The sequence below is a fragment of the Aneurinibacillus tyrosinisolvens genome (genome assembly GCF_001015055.1).
Taxonomy (GTDB): Bacteria; Bacillota; Bacilli; order Aneurinibacillales; family Aneurinibacillaceae; genus Aneurinibacillus_A; species Aneurinibacillus_A tyrosinisolvens.
In genome coordinates this window covers 134,590-151,137 of record NZ_BBWZ01000004.1, presented here as the reverse complement: position 1 = coordinate 151,137, position 16,548 = coordinate 134,590, and the positions used below count along the sequence as shown (strand labels likewise).

At 44.2% G+C, this 16,548-nt stretch carries 17 protein-coding genes and 2 pseudogenes; 4 read left to right on the top strand and 15 right to left on the bottom strand.

Annotation, left to right across the window (positions count from 1 at the left end; translation table 11 throughout):
- Positions 1-107: 107 nt before the first annotated feature.
- Complete coding sequence (aspA, locus tag MBEAL2_RS05615; protein ID WP_047151335.1) at positions 108-1,535, bottom strand: aspartate ammonia-lyase; 1,428 nt, start codon at positions 1,533-1,535, stop codon at positions 108-110.
- A 106-nt stretch (positions 1,536-1,641) separates the two neighbouring features.
- The gene (locus MBEAL2_RS05610; protein WP_047151334.1) at positions 1,642-1,899 is read right to left on the bottom strand and encodes a hypothetical protein; all 258 of its coding nucleotides are present in this window, start codon (positions 1,897-1,899) and stop codon (positions 1,642-1,644) included.
- 99 nt (positions 1,900-1,998) lie between these two features.
- Between MBEAL2_RS05610 and MBEAL2_RS05605 the strand changes: the two genes are divergently transcribed.
- On the top strand, positions 1,999-2,229 hold the full coding sequence (locus MBEAL2_RS05605) for a hypothetical protein (RefSeq protein WP_047151333.1): 231 nt from the start codon (positions 1,999-2,001) through the stop codon (positions 2,227-2,229).
- Between the two features lie 126 nt (positions 2,230-2,355).
- On the opposite strand, the gene MBEAL2_RS05600 is transcribed toward MBEAL2_RS05605, so the two are convergent.
- From MBEAL2_RS05600 to MBEAL2_RS05585, 4 genes and pseudogenes are all read right to left on the bottom strand, one after another.
- The gene (locus MBEAL2_RS05600; protein WP_236692697.1) at positions 2,356-2,775 is read right to left on the bottom strand and encodes a YidH family protein; all 420 of its coding nucleotides are present in this window, start codon (positions 2,773-2,775) and stop codon (positions 2,356-2,358) included.
- Between the two features lie 64 nt (positions 2,776-2,839).
- Complete coding sequence (locus MBEAL2_RS28925) at positions 2,840-3,874, bottom strand: S-layer homology domain-containing protein (protein ID WP_052947509.1); 1,035 nt, start codon at positions 3,872-3,874, stop codon at positions 2,840-2,842.
- Positions 3,875-4,097: 223 nt separating this feature from the next.
- Positions 4,098-4,409: pseudogene (locus MBEAL2_RS05590) on the bottom strand (sigma-70 family RNA polymerase sigma factor); the annotation flags it as partial.
- A gap of 362 nt (positions 4,410-4,771) precedes the next feature.
- Positions 4,772-5,083, bottom strand: coding sequence for a helix-turn-helix domain-containing protein (locus MBEAL2_RS05585; RefSeq protein ID WP_052947508.1), 312 nt, complete (start codon positions 5,081-5,083; stop codon positions 4,772-4,774).
- Positions 5,084-5,285: 202 nt separating this feature from the next.
- Between MBEAL2_RS05585 and MBEAL2_RS32665 the strand changes: the two genes are divergently transcribed.
- Together MBEAL2_RS32665 and MBEAL2_RS32660 are read left to right on the top strand one after the other, a co-directional pair.
- Positions 5,286-5,846: a recombinase family protein gene (locus tag MBEAL2_RS32665; protein ID WP_236692696.1), complete on the top strand. Its 561-nt coding sequence runs from the start codon at positions 5,286-5,288 to the stop codon at positions 5,844-5,846.
- A gap of 2 nt (positions 5,847-5,848) precedes the next feature.
- The gene (locus MBEAL2_RS32660) at positions 5,849-6,796 is read left to right on the top strand and encodes a recombinase family protein (RefSeq protein WP_236692695.1); all 948 of its coding nucleotides are present in this window, start codon (positions 5,849-5,851) and stop codon (positions 6,794-6,796) included.
- 14 nt (positions 6,797-6,810) lie between these two features.
- Here the strand turns inward: MBEAL2_RS32660 and sigK are convergent.
- The 7 genes and pseudogenes from sigK to MBEAL2_RS05550 form a co-directional block, all read right to left on the bottom strand.
- A pseudogene (sigK, locus tag MBEAL2_RS05575) lies at positions 6,811-7,236 on the bottom strand (RNA polymerase sporulation sigma factor SigK); the annotation flags it as partial.
- Between the two features lie 238 nt (positions 7,237-7,474).
- The gene (locus MBEAL2_RS05570; RefSeq protein WP_047151332.1) at positions 7,475-10,582 is read right to left on the bottom strand and encodes a DEAD/DEAH box helicase; all 3,108 of its coding nucleotides are present in this window, start codon (positions 10,580-10,582) and stop codon (positions 7,475-7,477) included.
- A 232-nt stretch (positions 10,583-10,814) separates the two neighbouring features.
- Positions 10,815-11,204 carry an aspartyl protease family protein gene (locus MBEAL2_RS05565; protein ID WP_047151331.1) on the bottom strand — a complete coding sequence of 130 codons (390 nt, stop codon included), beginning with the start codon at positions 11,202-11,204 and terminating at the stop codon, positions 10,815-10,817.
- Complete coding sequence (locus tag MBEAL2_RS05560; protein WP_047151330.1) at positions 11,185-11,451, bottom strand: hypothetical protein; 267 nt, start codon at positions 11,449-11,451, stop codon at positions 11,185-11,187. Before MBEAL2_RS05560 ends, MBEAL2_RS05565 begins: the two co-directional genes overlap by 20 nt.
- Positions 11,452-11,573: 122 nt before the next feature.
- Positions 11,574-11,786, bottom strand: coding sequence for a hypothetical protein (locus MBEAL2_RS31010; protein ID WP_152667716.1), 213 nt, complete (start codon positions 11,784-11,786; stop codon positions 11,574-11,576).
- A 42-nt stretch (positions 11,787-11,828) separates the two neighbouring features.
- Complete coding sequence (gene fahA, locus MBEAL2_RS05555) at positions 11,829-13,091, bottom strand: fumarylacetoacetase (protein ID WP_047151329.1); 1,263 nt, start codon at positions 13,089-13,091, stop codon at positions 11,829-11,831.
- Positions 13,092-13,110: 19 nt separating this feature from the next.
- The gene (locus MBEAL2_RS05550) at positions 13,111-14,103 is read right to left on the bottom strand and encodes a hypothetical protein (RefSeq protein ID WP_236692694.1); all 993 of its coding nucleotides are present in this window, start codon (positions 14,101-14,103) and stop codon (positions 13,111-13,113) included.
- A gap of 316 nt (positions 14,104-14,419) precedes the next feature.
- On the opposite strand from MBEAL2_RS05550, the gene MBEAL2_RS31640 reads away from it, so the two are divergent.
- Entirely contained in the window at positions 14,420-14,596 is a 177-nt protein-coding gene (locus MBEAL2_RS31640) for a hypothetical protein (protein WP_161798174.1), read from the top strand.
- A gap of 73 nt (positions 14,597-14,669) precedes the next feature.
- Here MBEAL2_RS31640 and modA read toward each other — a convergent pair whose 3' ends face one another.
- Both modA and MBEAL2_RS28915 read right to left on the bottom strand, forming a co-directional pair.
- Positions 14,670-16,052, bottom strand: a complete 1,383-nt coding sequence (gene modA, locus MBEAL2_RS28920) for a molybdate ABC transporter substrate-binding protein (RefSeq protein ID WP_152667715.1) — start codon at positions 16,050-16,052, stop codon at positions 14,670-14,672.
- A gap of 41 nt (positions 16,053-16,093) precedes the next feature.
- Positions 16,094-16,534: an ATP-binding cassette domain-containing protein gene (locus MBEAL2_RS28915; protein WP_052947506.1), complete on the bottom strand. Its 441-nt coding sequence runs from the start codon at positions 16,532-16,534 to the stop codon at positions 16,094-16,096.
- Positions 16,535-16,548: the final 14 nt, after the last annotated feature.

The following is a 16,548-nucleotide window of genomic DNA, read 5'->3' as shown; positions in this document are numbered from 1 at the left end:
AAAAACGTGATTTCCTTCCCTTCTTCTTTCATAATACACGCTTCTTGGAAACAATAAACAAAAAAAGGGAAAACAGAATGTCTGCCTTCCCTTTTTCTATGTATGAATTAGTCCTTCTGCAGGAGGGACGCCCCGGAAATTCCCGGATCGGTCATTTCGTACGGATCAAGAATTAAATCGAGCTCTTCTTCGGTCAATACATTGTAATACAAACAAAGTTCACGAACGGATTTTCCGGTTAGTATCGCCTCGCGGGCAATGCGCGCCGCCGTTTCATAACCAAGGTGCGGATTAACAGCTGTGATAACCCCCACGCTCTTCTCCACATATTCCTTCAGTACCTCTTCGTTTGCCTCTATGCCCTCCACACAATATTCCCTAAACACACGGAATCCGTTGTCCATAATACTGATGGACTGCAGAAGGTTAAATACAAGCACAGGCTCCATAACGTTCAATTCAAGCTGGCCGGCCTCCGAAGCAAGACAAATGGTGTTGTCATTTCCGATAACCTGGAAGGCAATCTGGTTGATTACTTCTGCCATAACCGGGTTTACCTTGCCCGGCATAATGGAGGAACCGGGCTGGCGGGCAGGAAGAGAAATTTCCCGCAGCCCGACACGGGGACCCGAAGCCATTAGGCGTAAATCATTGGCGATTTTAGACATGTTCATCATGCATACTTTAAGTGCAGCCGATACTTCCGTATAGGCGTCCGTATTCTGTGTAGCATCGACCAAATGCTCCGCGCCCACAATCGGAAAACCGCTGATGTCTGCCAGGTGTTTTACAACGCTCTCGATGTAGCGGGGGTCTGCATTTAACCCTGTCCCTACTGCTGTAGCACCCATATTGACTTCATACAAATGCTGGCGTGATTGCTGGATTCGGCGAATATCACGGGCAAGCACACGACGATACGCTTCAAATTCCTGGCCAAGGCGAATCGGCACCGCATCCTGCAAGTGTGTTCGGCCCATTTTGATAATCGAGTCAAATTGTTTCGCCTTTGCGGCGAAGGCTTCATGCAAATTGTCCATCGTTTTTAATAACTTCTCAAGCAGGGTAAGCGTTGCAATGTGAATGGCCGTGGGGAACGCATCATTGGTGGATTGGGCCATATTTACATGCGTATTTGGGCTTAGCTGAAAGTAATTTCCCTTCACTTCATCGAGCAGCTCAAGCCCACGATTGGCGATGACCTCATTTGTATTCATATTAATCGAGGTCCCGGCTCCCCCCTGGATGGGGTCGACAATGAACTGCTCATGCCATTTCCCGGCGATAATTTCTTCGGCTGCCGCTACAATAGCCTGGCCAATGCGCGGATTTAGAAGCCCTGTCTCCATGTTGGCGAGTGCTGCCGCCTTTTTCACAATGGCCATGGCCACAATGAGAGCACCATGGAGACGATAGCCGGTAATCGGGAAGTTTTCCACGGCTCTTAACGTTTGAACACCGTAATACGCATCTACAGGCACTTCTTTCTCGCCAAGAAAATCTTTCTCAATGCGATAGTTCTTCATTTCTTCCATTTCGATTAACATCTCCCGCTATGTAAATAATTGCTTCGAGCCATATCTTTGCCTATCGTACCACACATGAACCAGAAAAAGGAAGCAGACCTCCGGAGAGGGCATGCTATTGCTGGCCGGATTTTTTGATTATGCCGGAATCAGCCGGTTTCCCGCTAATTTTGTTTTGTTTCAGCAGAAACGTTTGCTCATTTTTCACAGCCCCTAAAATAAAGACGCCAAAGAAAACGCCTGATAATAAAATCGCAACGATACCATGTACAAGCTTTCCTTTCTTCGTAAAAACAGAAAGAATGGAGACAAGCGAGAAACCGAGAAATACAACAGCACAGAAAAAACCAATAAGACTGATAAATCCCCACATAAATAGGTTCTTCCTTTCTACAAATACCACATACGCAATCGTGAAATTTGAGGTAATATAAAAGAATAAATACAGCAAACAATAAAGGAGCAAGACAATATGGAACTCGCACAATGCATACTGGATGTACATGCTCGTTCAGCGGATGAATCTACTGCTTTTCCGGCTTCTCCTGTTTTATTTAAGAACGGTTATGTTTACCCCGTTTTCAAGGATGAGGCGGATAATTGGCTGACTACAGATGAGGAAGGTTTCCAGCATATTATCGCCTCGGACGTAGATACGATTACGGATGACGGGTGGTTTGTCGTCCATTTCCGCCTTTTATAAGAATCACCCATTACATCCACCCAGACTCATGTCCTGCTTCTCACTAACTATAAAATTCTCTTTTTATAGAATTTTACCTTTTTTATAGGATAAAAGAAATACATATAAGGAATTAATCACATAATGTTAAAATAGCAAAAGCAGCACAACGAGAATAAGCAGGAATACATTGACGAACGTCAAAGTAGCAAAGAAGAAAAAAATCATTTTCTTTGGGGAGCGGAACGTTTCGGTGTTAATCCCCTCCTGCTTTGTAAAGTAGTCTCTTGTTGCAAACATAATAATAAAACATCCGAGCAGAACGGAACCGATGCCCACAATGAATGCAATCGTATGGCTCAATAGGGAGTAAGGAGCGGCCTTGAATACAACCCCCGCTGCTAAAAACCCGAGGCCAATCATCGCGATTCCGGTCCGTATCCACGCCAGAAACGTTCGTTCGTTTGCCAGGTGCTGCTGAATGTATTTGGAATCCGTCGTTTTTTCCGTACGCCTATCCGTCATTTCCATCAGCTCCGTATTATTATTATCGTTATTATACTCCACAAAAACGTTTCCTTAACAAACCAAAAAAGAGAGGCTTTTGACCTCTCCCTACTGGGTACTTCCATTATAAATATCGTTTTATGCCCACAACCCGGTAATGGGATAAATACCAATCGATATCATTAATAACCACTTTCCCTTGCCCGCTTGCAGCATGAGCCATTTTACCATTTCCCATAAAAATTCCCACGTGGGAAATAGAACCGCTGCCCGTATCAAAAAACACTAAATCTCCGGGCTCCATGGCGTTTGCAGATACTGCACTTCCTTTCGCGAACTGGCTTGCGGCTGTGCGTGGAAGTTCCATCCCAACCGAACGATACACATAACTCGTAAACCCGCTGCAGTCAAACCCGCCTGTCGTTGTTCCACCCCAGCGGTAGGGAACGCCCAGCAGCGGATTCACTGCCCGGTACAGCAGCTCCCCCAATCTGTCTCCCGAGCGGGAAGCCACTGTCCGTGAAGGTGCAGGCGCGGCAGGCGCTTTGCCGTACAGAGCTTTATAAATCACAGCTGCTGCCTCTGCACGCGTCAGTGCTTTTCTCGGATGAAAATATCCGCCCGTCCCGACAAAAATCTTCTTCTGTGTCACAGCCTGTACACTGCTTACCGCCCACCGGCCAATGTTACCGGCATCCCGATACGGCAATGCACTACTGGTATGAGGATAATTAAACGTGTGAGAAAGAATGGCCGCGGCTTCCTCGCGGGTAATCGGCCGATCCGGCTGGAACCGATTGTAGCTCACACCTTTAACAATTCCCATAGAATATGCTTTTTTTACTGATGAATAGTACCACTTGCTTTTTGGAACGTCCTGAAATGGAAAGCTGGTAATGGTTGCAGGCCTATTGACGGCTCTAGATAAAATGGCGGCAAATTCGGCCCGTGTAATGGGTGCCTTCGGTGCAAACTGCGTGCTCGTTATCCCGCGCATTATGTTTTTGTTATAGAGACCTACAATGCTGGGCTCCGCCCACTGAGCTTTATATGTATCGCTAAAGACGCGTCCGGATGAGGCCGGGACAGGGTTGAAAGTGCCGACAAGTAACGAAATGGAGAGAACTCCTGAAACTATATACTTTTTTATGTTCTTCATGATGTCCTTTCTGTTTGTTTATTTACATAACATTAACCATGTTATCAAAAAATGAGGGCGGAGCCATCCTCCAAACTTACCAAGCTTCCCCCTTTGCTTCCATAGTTTGGCCTAAGGCTATCTAGTCAACTGCCACTCGTTTGTTTCCCTAAAAAATAAAAACCCCTCCTTTTCCTCTATATTAAAGGGAAAAGGAAGGGCATCGTATGTGCGAGAGCCATCGTCAACTCTTGACCGCGTTTTCATTTTTTCGGTAAAATTCATGGAACAGTTTAAGCAGTGCCCGTTTCTCGATTCGTGATACATAAGACCGGGAGATTCCAAGTTCTCTTGCAATTTCACGCTGTGTCCGTTCTTCTTCATTATCAAGGCCAAACCGCCCGATAATGACTTCTTTTTCCCGGTCATCCAGCACATGAATATGTTTGTATATTTTTGTCTTCTCAATTTTCAACTGGACATGCTCTTCGATTTCATTCGCTTCCGTACCGAGAATGTCTATGAGGCTTATTTCATTTGCCCTCCGGCCATATCCGTTTTGTGATGCTCCCCGTTTTCCGCCAATTCGCGCATAATGCACCACCCTGCCCTATGAAACGCTCGGAGCACTCTATTCGTCTCCTCTTTGCTCAACGGAGGGGGAGACTGAACATGTATTGTTGATTTCTCTATCCGGTAGGTCGCGTCGTATTCCTTCTTCTCCATCGCACATCACCTCTCGCTATACTATATGAAGAAGAATTTCCGGACGGCCCTTGTTTTTTACTTCGTGCGCAGCGCACGCTGGATGATTCCTTCCCACAGCCTCCATGGAACCGTATTTTTCAGGAAAAGAGACAGTTTTACACCACGCCCGACGGTACCCCTGTTACGAGTGCAACGGGCTTTGTATTCATATCAAGCCCTTCCGGAAAAAACCATCTGCTTCTCGTGCCTCGTATTCTCAATCGGCAAAAGCCTATAACAATTTTTGTTCTGGTACTTATAAATTTCGATAATGCCCTTTTCCTCCATGCTTTTCAGCTTCTTCTCTACGGTGTTTTTGTTCATATTGCATACTGCCGCAATCTTTCTAATGGAAGGAAAGAGTTCCACGCCATTCTCATTCACTAGTCGCAGCAGAAAGCTATAAATAACAAATTCAAATGGATCAAGGCCCAACAGGAAAATATCATTTGGCGATTTGAAAAGTTCATTTAATAAATCCATAGCTTCTCCTCTCTTACGATTTCGTTCTGTCTATATGCTATTGTTTCTATTATACCGGACAATGGGCTGAAAAAAAACCATCTATCGGCCCGGCAAGGGGTTTTCCTGTATAGACAGTATGTTAATGCATCGTTCGTGCCCGCAAACTTGATTCATGTGCAAGCTATGAGCCTCATACATTAACGGTGAGGTGATGATGCAGATGAAGCGTGTGTGTATGTATCTTCGTAAGTCACGGGCGGATTTAGAAGCCGAGGCGCGGGGGGAAGGGGAAACGCTTGCCCGCCACAGGCGAACATTGCTTCACTACGCGCAGGAAAACAAGCTGGAAATTTGCAGCGTCAGGGAAGAGATCGCTTCCGGAGAAAGTCTGGTGAAGCGGCCGCAAATGCTGCTTTTGCTGGAAGAAGTAAGCAGCCGCCTGTACGATGCTGTACTCTGTATGGATATTGATCGGCTCGGACGCGGCAATATGAGGGAGCAGGGATTTATTTTCGAAACGTTCAAAACGGCCGAAACAAAAATTATTACACCCCGCAAGGTTTATGATTTAAACGATGAATGGGACGAGGAATACAGTGAATTTGAAGCTTTCATGGCACGTAAAGAGCTAAAAATTATTACCCGCCGCATGCAGGGAGGGCGCATCCGCTCCGCCCAGGAAGGGAATTATATTGCCTCCCGCCCCCTTATGGGTATTCGATCCATAAAGAAGCCCGCTCCCGCTACCTCGTTCCCCACCCGGAGCAGCATGAAGTTGTAAAAATGGTTTTCGCATGGTATACATGTGACGTCCCGGCTGATCGCCGGGGCGCTACCGACATTGCCCGAGAGCTGAACCGCATGGGGTACCAGACTTCCACAGGAAAGGAATGGACAGCGGATTCCGTACTGGCCATCGTAAAAAATCCCGTGTACGCCGGGCGGATCCGCTGGAACCAGGTGGACGTTCCCGGAAAGCACGAGCCTCTCGTTTCAATGGGAATATACAAGAAAGCATTAGGCATTTTACAATCAAAATCCCACGCTCCCCACCCGCTCAAGCATCGCCTCTCCAACCCGCTGGCCGGATTGATTAAGTGCGCCGTATGTAAGAAACCGATGGTGCTGCGGCCTTATGCTCAGCAAAAACCACACCTTATGTGCCCGAACCGCAAATCGTGCGGAAACAAAAGCAGCCGGTTCGAGTACGTTGAGTCGCGCCTTTTGGATAGTTTAAAAAGATGGCTTCAGCATTACAGTAGGAAAGATGGCTTTCACTCGCTTTTTCCATGCCCCGAGGAGGGTATTTCCTCTATAAAGGAAATAGCTATGAAACGGTTTGAAAAGGAACGAGGGCAAATCAAAACGCAAAGGGAGCGGCTGCATGATTTTCTTGAACGCGGTGTTTATGACCTGTTTACTTATACGCAGCGAATGGAAAAGCTTGCAGAGCGATTGGAACAAATGGATAAGGCGATCGAGGATTACAAAGCGGATTTGCAAAAGCAAGAGGGACTGGAGAATTTGCCAAGAATAGAGTTGCAAGGGGCCGGTGATATGCTGGATTTATACAATAGGACGGAGAGCGCCGAGCTCCGCAATAACCTGATTAGGTCTATTCTTGAAAAAGCGGAGTATAGAAAAGAGACATGGCAGCGCAATGATGAGTTCACTCTGGTTGTTTATCCGAAAGTACCGGAAAGGAAAGCACCCTCGGTCAGCGACGGATAACATGAGGGTGTATATTCATTTCCCTCCTTATCCGTTCCAATCGGGTCGTGGAGGGAGACGTCTTTTTTTGTTTTCTTGAGCGAGCGAAGATGCATAAGGATTTCATTTTCTATGCACCGCGCTGCATATGTAGCCAGTTTAGTTCCTTTGTTTTTTTGGTAGCTCTCGATTGCTTTGATAAGGCCAATGGTGCCGATGGAGATTAAGTCTTCGCTGTCTTCTCCCGTGTTTTCAAACTTCTTTACGATGTGGGCTACCAAACGTAAATTGTGCTCAATCAGCATGTTCCGCGCATGCTTATCCCCCTGCGCCATTTTCTCAAGGTACGTGTTTTCTTCCTTATCACTGAGCGGCTGGGGAAACGCGTTATTCTTAATATAGGAAACAAAAAACATGAGGTCCTTCACAAACATGGTGATCGCAGCAAACAGTCCGGTCATTGGGCACCTCCTGTTGATTTTACGCCTTACCCTATCGTATGGATAAAACGCCCACGATGTGCCTGTACGTGAATTAAGATCAGTCTATTTTTAAAATTTTATCAACTCACTATCGTTCCACAAAGATTTCCTAATGGCGTTACACTCGATTGCATACTGCCTTCTGGATAATTAGAAAACGGAAGGTCATCACCAATTCTCTTTATAAGAAAACCAACCATTGTTCGGGAAATTTATGTTAATCTTTACATAGCGTTTTATATGCAAAAGCAAAATGGGGAATTTTCCTCCACAATTTGCTATCGCCAATAATTGCAACCCGGTATTTCGCTCTTGTCACAGCAACATTGAGTACATTAGGTTTTTTCCCGGCCCATTGCGCAGCTCCTGCACCACTTTTTTCATCACAGCCAAGCATCAATATGACCTCATTGGCTTCCTTTCCCTGAAAAGTGTGGACAGTCCCGCAAGACTTATCTACCCACTTATCGATATCATCTTTATTATAGTCTCTACAATGTTTGTAGAGGGTTTTCTTTAATATACTCCTCATATTATTGGCGACAGATTTAAAAGGGCTAATAATATAGATATCAGGAAATCCCTTTTGTAATGCAAAAGATTCTAGCACCAATTCAATTACCCTATCCCCTTGCTCTGGTACATAATGATCTTTGTTCCCATGCTCTCTTCCAGTTATGTCTATCCATACAGACTCACTTAATAAAAGTACTGCATTAACGTCGGCTTCCTTAGACTCTTTAAACATTCGATTATTGTATGCTACTTCATTAGAGATCGAAAACATAGGGTCTAAGCATCTCCTATGTACCACTAGCGGACATCCAAGCCATATGCTCCCCTTTGTATATTCTCGGTATCCTCCGTATGGATTTATAGTGTCAGCTAACACTTGAACAGAAAGCTCCTGCGGCTTATATAAATCTTCTATTCTAAATTGTTCGGCAAATCTCTTGGATAGCTCCTTAGGAATCGTTACAACGGGTTCTACCTGCAAAGGATCTCCAACAATAAGTGCTTTGTTAGTGCGCCATAATGCTCCTATTGCAGAATGAGGAGTAGCTTGTCCTGCTTCATCAATGACTAAAGTTCCTAATTCATTTTTGCCCACGTATTGTAAAAATGTTGAGACTGATGCAAATGTGGTGGATACTACCGGTACAACCAAGAATAGTGTATTAAGCAAGGGGGAGAATCCTAACACTTTATCCTGCTCCGAAAACTTATTGCTCCACATATTCACCAGACAATTCATATTTTGCTTTATGCTTTTTGAGTTAAGGATAAATGCCTTTTGTAACATTAATGCATAATAAAACAGTTCTTCTCTAAGTGTGTCATATTTTTTATCAGTCCACGGGCAGGCTATTTGTGAGTTGTGGTTGTTCTCAATCCCCGTCCAGAATCCCTCGCCAGCAAAGTTTTTTCCAAATTGTGTTTTATAGCTGTCCAGTTGTTTATTAGAATTGAGAAATAGCTCTTCTTTGCCAGCAAAATAACTTTGGGTACTTACATAATTATCGTTAACTTCTTCTAGCCGTGTTTTCAAGTTATCGACTTCAGAGTTAATCCTTGCGAGGTTAATTGTCACTTGATCCAATGCTTGTTTCGCCTCTTTTATCTCCACAATAATTGGATCTTTTTTGAAGCAAAATGAGAACCACCTTTTAAACCATGGAAGCCTACTTTGGAGTAGGCCGACGTTTTCTTGTGCTATATCCAGTTTCTGCTGTAAACGATTTTGCTTCTTAACTCGTTCATCAAGTAGATTTTGCTGTTCCTCCAACTTGCTTTTTGCAACTGACATTCTATCAAAAGCATCATGACGTTCCTGGACAATTTGTTTGTGTTTATTAACCTTATCGACTGCTTCTTCGATTAACTTACGGTATTTTATTACTTCAGCGTGCTTATTTCTAAAAACTTGCTTAGCTTGCTCCCAGTCAGGTAACTCATCTTTATACAACTCCTGTAAATTAACACCTTCTTTGTTAAACCAAAGGGCTTGTTTTAACTCATTAATATTCGACTTTTTCCCAAGGCGGGCAGAGATAAGCCCCCAGCATTCTTCAGCATTGCCCGTAAGTGTTTTAGCTATATCAGAAAAATAAGTCTCGTCGGTTTCATCAATATTAAAAAGTTTTGTATTAGCCTTTTTCACATCTTTGGCAATCGGTAACTCTTTAGAAATGTTTTCAACCGCTGAATTGTTATTTGATGCAACAATAACCCCAAATTTATTGAGTTTAGCATCGGGTTGATAATAGCTTTTTAGATATTCATTTTCGGGTGCCGTAAACTGACACCGCTTAAAAGCTTCGTCCGGTTTTTTGTATTCGCTCAACAGTAATGCTCTTTCTACCACATTAGAAGCTATGACCTCTTTTAAAAGAGTGGTTTTCCCAGTTCCTGGCGGTCCATTTACCGAAAAAATACCTCCTGTATATCCATTTTCTGATATGGCTATATTGATAGCAATTTGTTGCATCAGACTAGGGCTATGCTCTGAAGGCCATTTACCAAGAGGATATTTTTGAGGCGATAACCATTTTTCCATTTGGCAGATATCCGTATCGATTTCTGTTCGATTGACTGCCGGCTTTTTTAAAGCTTCTATATATTGTACGATTCTATCACCGGTTTGAATATTCCGCTTGACCATATCAATATCAGAAACATAGAAGCTTGACATCATATCAGTACTGGTATCAATGTCACTATCTTCATTAACTTGCTCATCTTGATTTATACTACTTTCTTTTCTCTTGTTATTTTCCTTTTTAGCAAACTTCCGATTGATAACAGCACAGAAAGCACTGTCGTTTAACTTAAGGAATATTTTCCCCGTAACAATAGAAAAAATATTTTCCAAATCCTTATGTTGAAGCGGGGTGCTTATGGAGATTAAAATATCATTTATCTCGCTATTCAATTTGTCAATTTCTGACGTTTTAAAGTCCGTCCTTAGGTTTTTCTCTGCAATTATTTTAGCAACTGCCCACACAAAGGTAGAAATTGAAAAAGAATTTCCAACATATCTTCCATCACTCGCTACTCTAAAAGCACAAACACATGACGATGATATGTCTTGTTCTATAGCGTTATCTTCCTCATTAATAGACTCCAACAATCTAACAATCAAGTCTTGTGACTTAATTTTACCCAGATAAACATCATATGTATATTTAGAATCAGTGTTTGTTATCCATATTAACCTCGTACTTTGTCTGTTTACATGGATGGTGTCTTTTGTTACATCCGGCCAGAATGGTGAGAAAAACTCTAAGTTGTACCAGTAGTTTAAAAGATTTTGTACGCTATTCATTTTACTCTCCCACCTCTATTTCGGTTTTCTTTAGTTTCGCATGAAAAACTTAGAACAGTGAAACCGAATTACACAAATACCTAAAAACTCAACTTATAATTTCAGCCGAGTTTCCTAAGCAGCATCCTATTAATCAGTAATATTTTACCATACTAAGACACTTCGAAAAATCAAATAAGTAGACTATTAAAAAAGCCCCTTTTCTCAAAATGCCAGAAAAGGGGAAACTATATTATTCCTTATCCTTTTGATGAATGACCATATTCTCTAAATCAATGACAAATTTCCCTGCTAACAAAACATCCAGTCCAATGATACCGTTGATTCCGAATGCTTCATCTAAATCACCGAAATCAATAGGAAAGTCACTAATCTTAAATGGTGCAAACTCAATTTCATCTACAACTTTGCGGAATGAGTAATCTTCTCCACCGATCCCGTACATAACATTAATCTCATCATCTGCCGCAGCAAAAATTCCCAGGTCAAATACAGCATCAGCGGAAATAATTGTACGGGCAGCTCCTGTGTCTATAATTACATGCTCAAGTGCTATCGTCTTCTCTTGATATGTAATAATAAAAGACACATGCAGCAAACCATCAATGTACTCCATTTTCATTCGGAGTCTTCCCCCTGATATTCGGTTTACGAATAATCTCCATTATGATAGAAGGCTTCGATGTATGATAAACAAAACGGTCTCCTTTTGCTCTCAATAATTCCTTTGTCGCTTCCCGTTCATCCTCCAGCGGACGAACAATTGCTACCTCTTCTACATATTTCTTATCCGCTTCAACATGCGATTTTAGGCATTGAAGTAAGACGAATTGGTTTGGATAAATTTCCTGAACCTTTTCCCATTGCATACTTGAACCTCCCTATCCATGATTTTATCTTTATTTTACCTTATGGACTGTTGGTATCCAAGGAGGCCTAATTTTTATAATAATTACCTAACCGCAAGTATGCGGAGATTTATTATCTAGAGCTATACGCCCATACTGTATAGTTGGGGTTTGGGTAGCGGATGTAATCGTTCGATTTCCTGATCGTGCAAGGGCAGAAAGGCATCAAAATCGACAAGGCATCCGGTTCGGTCGAAGGCGTTCAGGCTGGGGGTGGTATGCCCCTCATTAAAAGAAGGGGCGTTCTCGCACTCGATCGTAAATAAAACGATTACATTTGTATAAGGTAAGGACAAACGAATTTGCCCTTTTACCTTTTATTTAAAATCACTTTCTGTTCATTCAAATGCTGGAAGGACTCGTCCTGTTACTTCCCCAAATCCGATCCGGTACCCTTCTCCCTGGCACCAGCCTGTCATTGTTACTTGATCACCATCCTCTAACCATACCCGCTGTTCTCCATTCTCCAAGTGAAGCGGTTCGGCTCCACGCCAAGCTAACTCCATTAGGCTGCCTCGTGTCTCTTTCTCCGATCCACTGATCGTTCCTGAAGCAAGCAGGTCACCCGGCCGCAGGTTACAGCCCCCCACGGTATGATGGGCAATCTGCTGAGCCATGCTCCAGTATAGATAGCGAAAGTTACTAGCAGAAATACGCTGTGCCATCTCCATTCCCTCCCCTTGCAAATATACCTCTAAATGGATATCAAACGTACCTGCGCCAGGCATACGTAAATAGGGCAGCGGTTCAGGGTCCTGCTTCGGGCCGTCTGTGCGGAAGGGCTCTAAGGCTTCAAGCGGTATTACCCAAGGTGACATTGAGGTAGTGAAATTCTTAGCCAGAAAAGGGCCGAGTGGTTGATACTCCCATGCTTGAATATCCCGTGCACTCCAGTCGTTGACCAATACAAGGCCGAAAATGTGTTCCTCAGCGTGCTCGACCGATATCGGCTGCCCTAATTTGTTCCCAGGGCCAATAAGCCAGCCCATCTCCAGCTCAAAGTCGAGTTGCCGGCAGGGTCCGAACAGGGGGGCAGTGGCATCAGCTGGCTTCATCTGTCCTTGGGGGCGACGCACGTCAGTACCGCTAAGAACAATCGAACTGGCCCGTCCGTGGTAACCTACGGGTAAGTGTGTCCAGTTTGGCATTAATGCGTTTTCTTTGCCACGGAACATAATACCCACATTCGTTGCGTGTTCTTTCGAGGCATAGAAGTCGGTGTAGTCACCGATTTGCACAGGTAAAAGCAGTTCCACATCGCTTTGATGCAGTAATGCAGCATTACGAAGGGTGGTGATGTCCCGAAGGGTCGGTTCATCCTCACTTAGCAAGTGTTGGATTTGCGCCCGTACGTCGCGCCAGATCGTACGCCCCAGGGCCATAAACGCATTAAGTGAAGACTGGTGGAATACTCCCTTGCCGGCCACAGCAGTCCCGCTAAAGTGCCCGGCATCATCTACCACTGCAAGATCCAAGACAAAATCACCGATGGCAACACCAATACGCGGAGTACCGCCACTCCGGGGACGGAATACTCCGTAAGGTAAATTCTGAATAGGAAAGTGGGATTCGGATCCCACCTCGATAAATGAACGTTTCATAATCAATACCTCCATTATGTTATAAAATTTGTAATGACCGTAAATCGTCACGAGGCTCATCAAAACTGCAGCTGCCGTAAGAACATAACGCCGCTTCACGCAACCGCGTAATTTCAGACATGGAGACCGTCCATTCACGCCATGCCAAGCTCTTCGCGGTAAAGGAAAAATGGGCTGGTGCCTCGTCAGCAAGGATTTCCGTAACCGTCGCTATATCCAGGTTATTGGCGTAAGCTAGCATCTCCGCGGCAAACACATTGACAAAGCCGTGCACCCATGTATTTACCTCATCACGGTACATTCGAATGGGATGGTGCAGTCCGGCTGTAAACTTCATCGTGATACCGCGATCACGGCAGCCCAGGAGTATAGCAGCCACCTGCTTAGGTGTTGGAAATGCATCAGCTGTAACGCCGCCGGTGCGCAATTTAAAACCGAGTATCTCTCCACCCGAAGCATTGTGGGCGGCGATTGCATCAAGCGTTGCAAGTCCATAGCGCTGCCAGTCCGTGTTTACTGGCACTGTTGCCTCGCAGAAGATATTCAGACTGTGCTTAGATGTTTCTAATGCGATAGTTTTTACTAACTCGCGCATAGGTGGAATCGGTGGCAACGGCATTTCGAGCACTCCTATCTCCACGGCATCTCCATGTCGCTCACGAAAGGCTGTAATTTGTGCAAGGTCGGCCTGCAGCCCCTTGAGGCAATCTGCCGCATTGTCATTCTTGCTGCCGAGAACCGAAATGTTTAGCGCCATCTCGTTTGAAAATAGCGGCACATACGGGTCAAGCTCATCTAATCGTGACGCGGGTATAATGAAACGCCCCAGCATCCAGGCGTCTTTATCGGCCCGGTACGCAGCATAGTTGCGAATTGCGGCCTCTAGCGAAAGGCTTGCAGGCGGGAACAATCCCGCGTAGTCAATGAGGTGCTCCATAAAGGCACGCACAGCCATTTTTGGCACCGTATTTTCTGTTTCCGCGCTGTTCTTCGACTCTTTCCCCGTTTTCATGACCTTCCCCTCCCCTGTGAATCATCTTTCAATAATCAAAAAGATTTTTTCAATAAAAAAACCAGTCCATTTTTACTTCTCCTACAAAAAGGGTCAAATCAATAACATTTGACTTCCATTGCTCTTAGAAGGAAAAGAAACGGACTGGTTATTCGTCTACTACATTCGAGAAACTCTTTTTAAGGAGATATCCTCAGAGACCGCCAGTAAAGTTTGTTTTTATATTAATGTATCCCTTATCATTTTTCAATATATTTATTGTATTTATAATATTTTATAATTACTGGTTTTTTATTTAAAAGCAGGTCGCTGCTAGATGCTATATGCACAAGAAACCGAAAAGACAGGCCCGCCTTACGCCGAGCGCCTGCAAAAATGGAAAGCGAGCTACCAGCGTATATTAAAACGCGGAGAAGTAGAACTTCGCCGTTTATTCCGGGAACCTCTATTTGTGTTGTCTGGCAGTAAGCTAAGTAGTTACAGTGTTTTTTAACCATCGGCAACACGTGTAGGTGATAGGTTCAGAAAAAAGTTTCCTAGTGGCAGCAACTATCACCTTTTCCAATTTACTTTAATGGATCATACCCATATTTCAAAAAAGCCCCTTGACCCTTATCAGATAGGATGAGCTCCAGAAATTGCCGAGACAATTCTGGGTTCGGAGATTTTTTAACCACCGCAATATAATTAGTAGACATGACATTTAATTCTTTCGGAATCTCAATGATATCCACCCTTTTCTCAAATTCAGGTGTTACATCCGTTCGGTAAACTACCCCTGCTTCTGCTTCACCCAATGTAACCTTTTGCAAAACCGCCTTGGTACTTGATTCAAGAGAAACAACATGGGACATGACTTGTTTGGAAAAATCACTCCCATAAGTCACATTTGCCTTTTCAAATATTTGCCGTGTATATCTACCAATAGGTACACTATCAATACCGATGACCAGCTTAACCGGTTTTTGGCCAAGGTCTTCAAGGGAATGAATGCCAGCAGAATTGCTTTTTGGAATGGCGATCACTTCATGATTTTTCGATACCTCTTTAAATTTCTCAATGAGACCTTCTTTTTCGACAGCTTTAATATGCTTCAAGTCGGCGGATAAAAAGAGATCGGCTTTCGCTCCCTGCTCCAGTTGAGTCCGCAGGACTTGTGTGCCGGCAAATGTAGACTCCAGATTGACACCCGGGTGACTCGTTTCAAACTCTTTCGTCAAATCGGAAAAGGGATCCGTGGCATTAGCTGCTACCAGGGCAAACATAGATACACGCGCCACTGAATGGGTAGGTTTTGAAGTAAGCCCTCCTACTGCGATGGCCGCAATCCCAAGGAACATAACAGCCGAAATCACCCATTTCCATCCCTTTCCAGACGTTTTACTGGATGCTTTGCTGGTTCCTATCTCTAATGCCTGATCGGCTTGGATTCTCTGAAAAGGAGCGGATACAGTTACCAAACGAACATCTTCGGAAGCAATCCGGGCATAAACGTGGTCACCTACTTTAAATCCTTCCTTTTCAACTGTTTCAACGGGAACATCCGCGTAAAAATGAACTAAAGTATCCAGTTGGATTCGAACAAATCCCCCCATCCAGGCCATATCCCGAATTTTCCCCTGCCATTCATATTGTACAGCCCTTGGTTCGTAACCAACTTCCACTTTCCACGGGTCAAAGGCAACTGCAAAGGTCCCTTCCTGCCTATCCCCTGGAATTGGAGTAAGATTGGTTCCTGTAAACTCAGCAACAAAGTCATTTGCCGGATACTGTGCAATTTCCTTAGGTGTGCCCGATTGAATAATCAAACCACGGTCCATAACAGCTACGCGATCCGCCAGTACGCGGGCATCCTCATAATCATGGGTAACAATAATGGTAGGAATGGCCAGTTTATGGAGTAATTCTTTAAGTTCCGCCCTTACATAAGAACGGGTAGATACGTCCAAGGCAGAAAGGGGTTCATCCAACAATAAAAGTTTGGGGCGAGTCACCAGGCCCGAGCCAATGCCACACGCTGCTGTTCTCCCCCGGAAAGCATCGCCGGCTTTGATTGGGTTAAAGCCTGTATACCCAACAAGACAATTGCTTCCTCTATACGGGCAGACCTCTCCCCTGGGCTCAGATGCATAATTCCGTAAGCAATATTTTCGGCAACCGTTAAATGGGGGAATAAAGCATAGTTTTGAAATAGAAATCCGATATTCCTTTCTTCTGGGGGAATATCAGTTCCTTGCTCATTGTTCCAGAGGAATCGCTTCCCTAATTCAATGCTCCCATCATCCGGCTTGATAAGACCTGCTAGCATTTTTAGTGTAGTGCTTTTTCCACAACCAGAGTGACCAATCAAAACGAGCGTTTCTGCTCCAATTTGTTGGGAAACATCGACTGTAAAGTCTCGCAATTGCTTTTTCAGTTGAAAGGTTAACAATGGGAGCCCTCCTC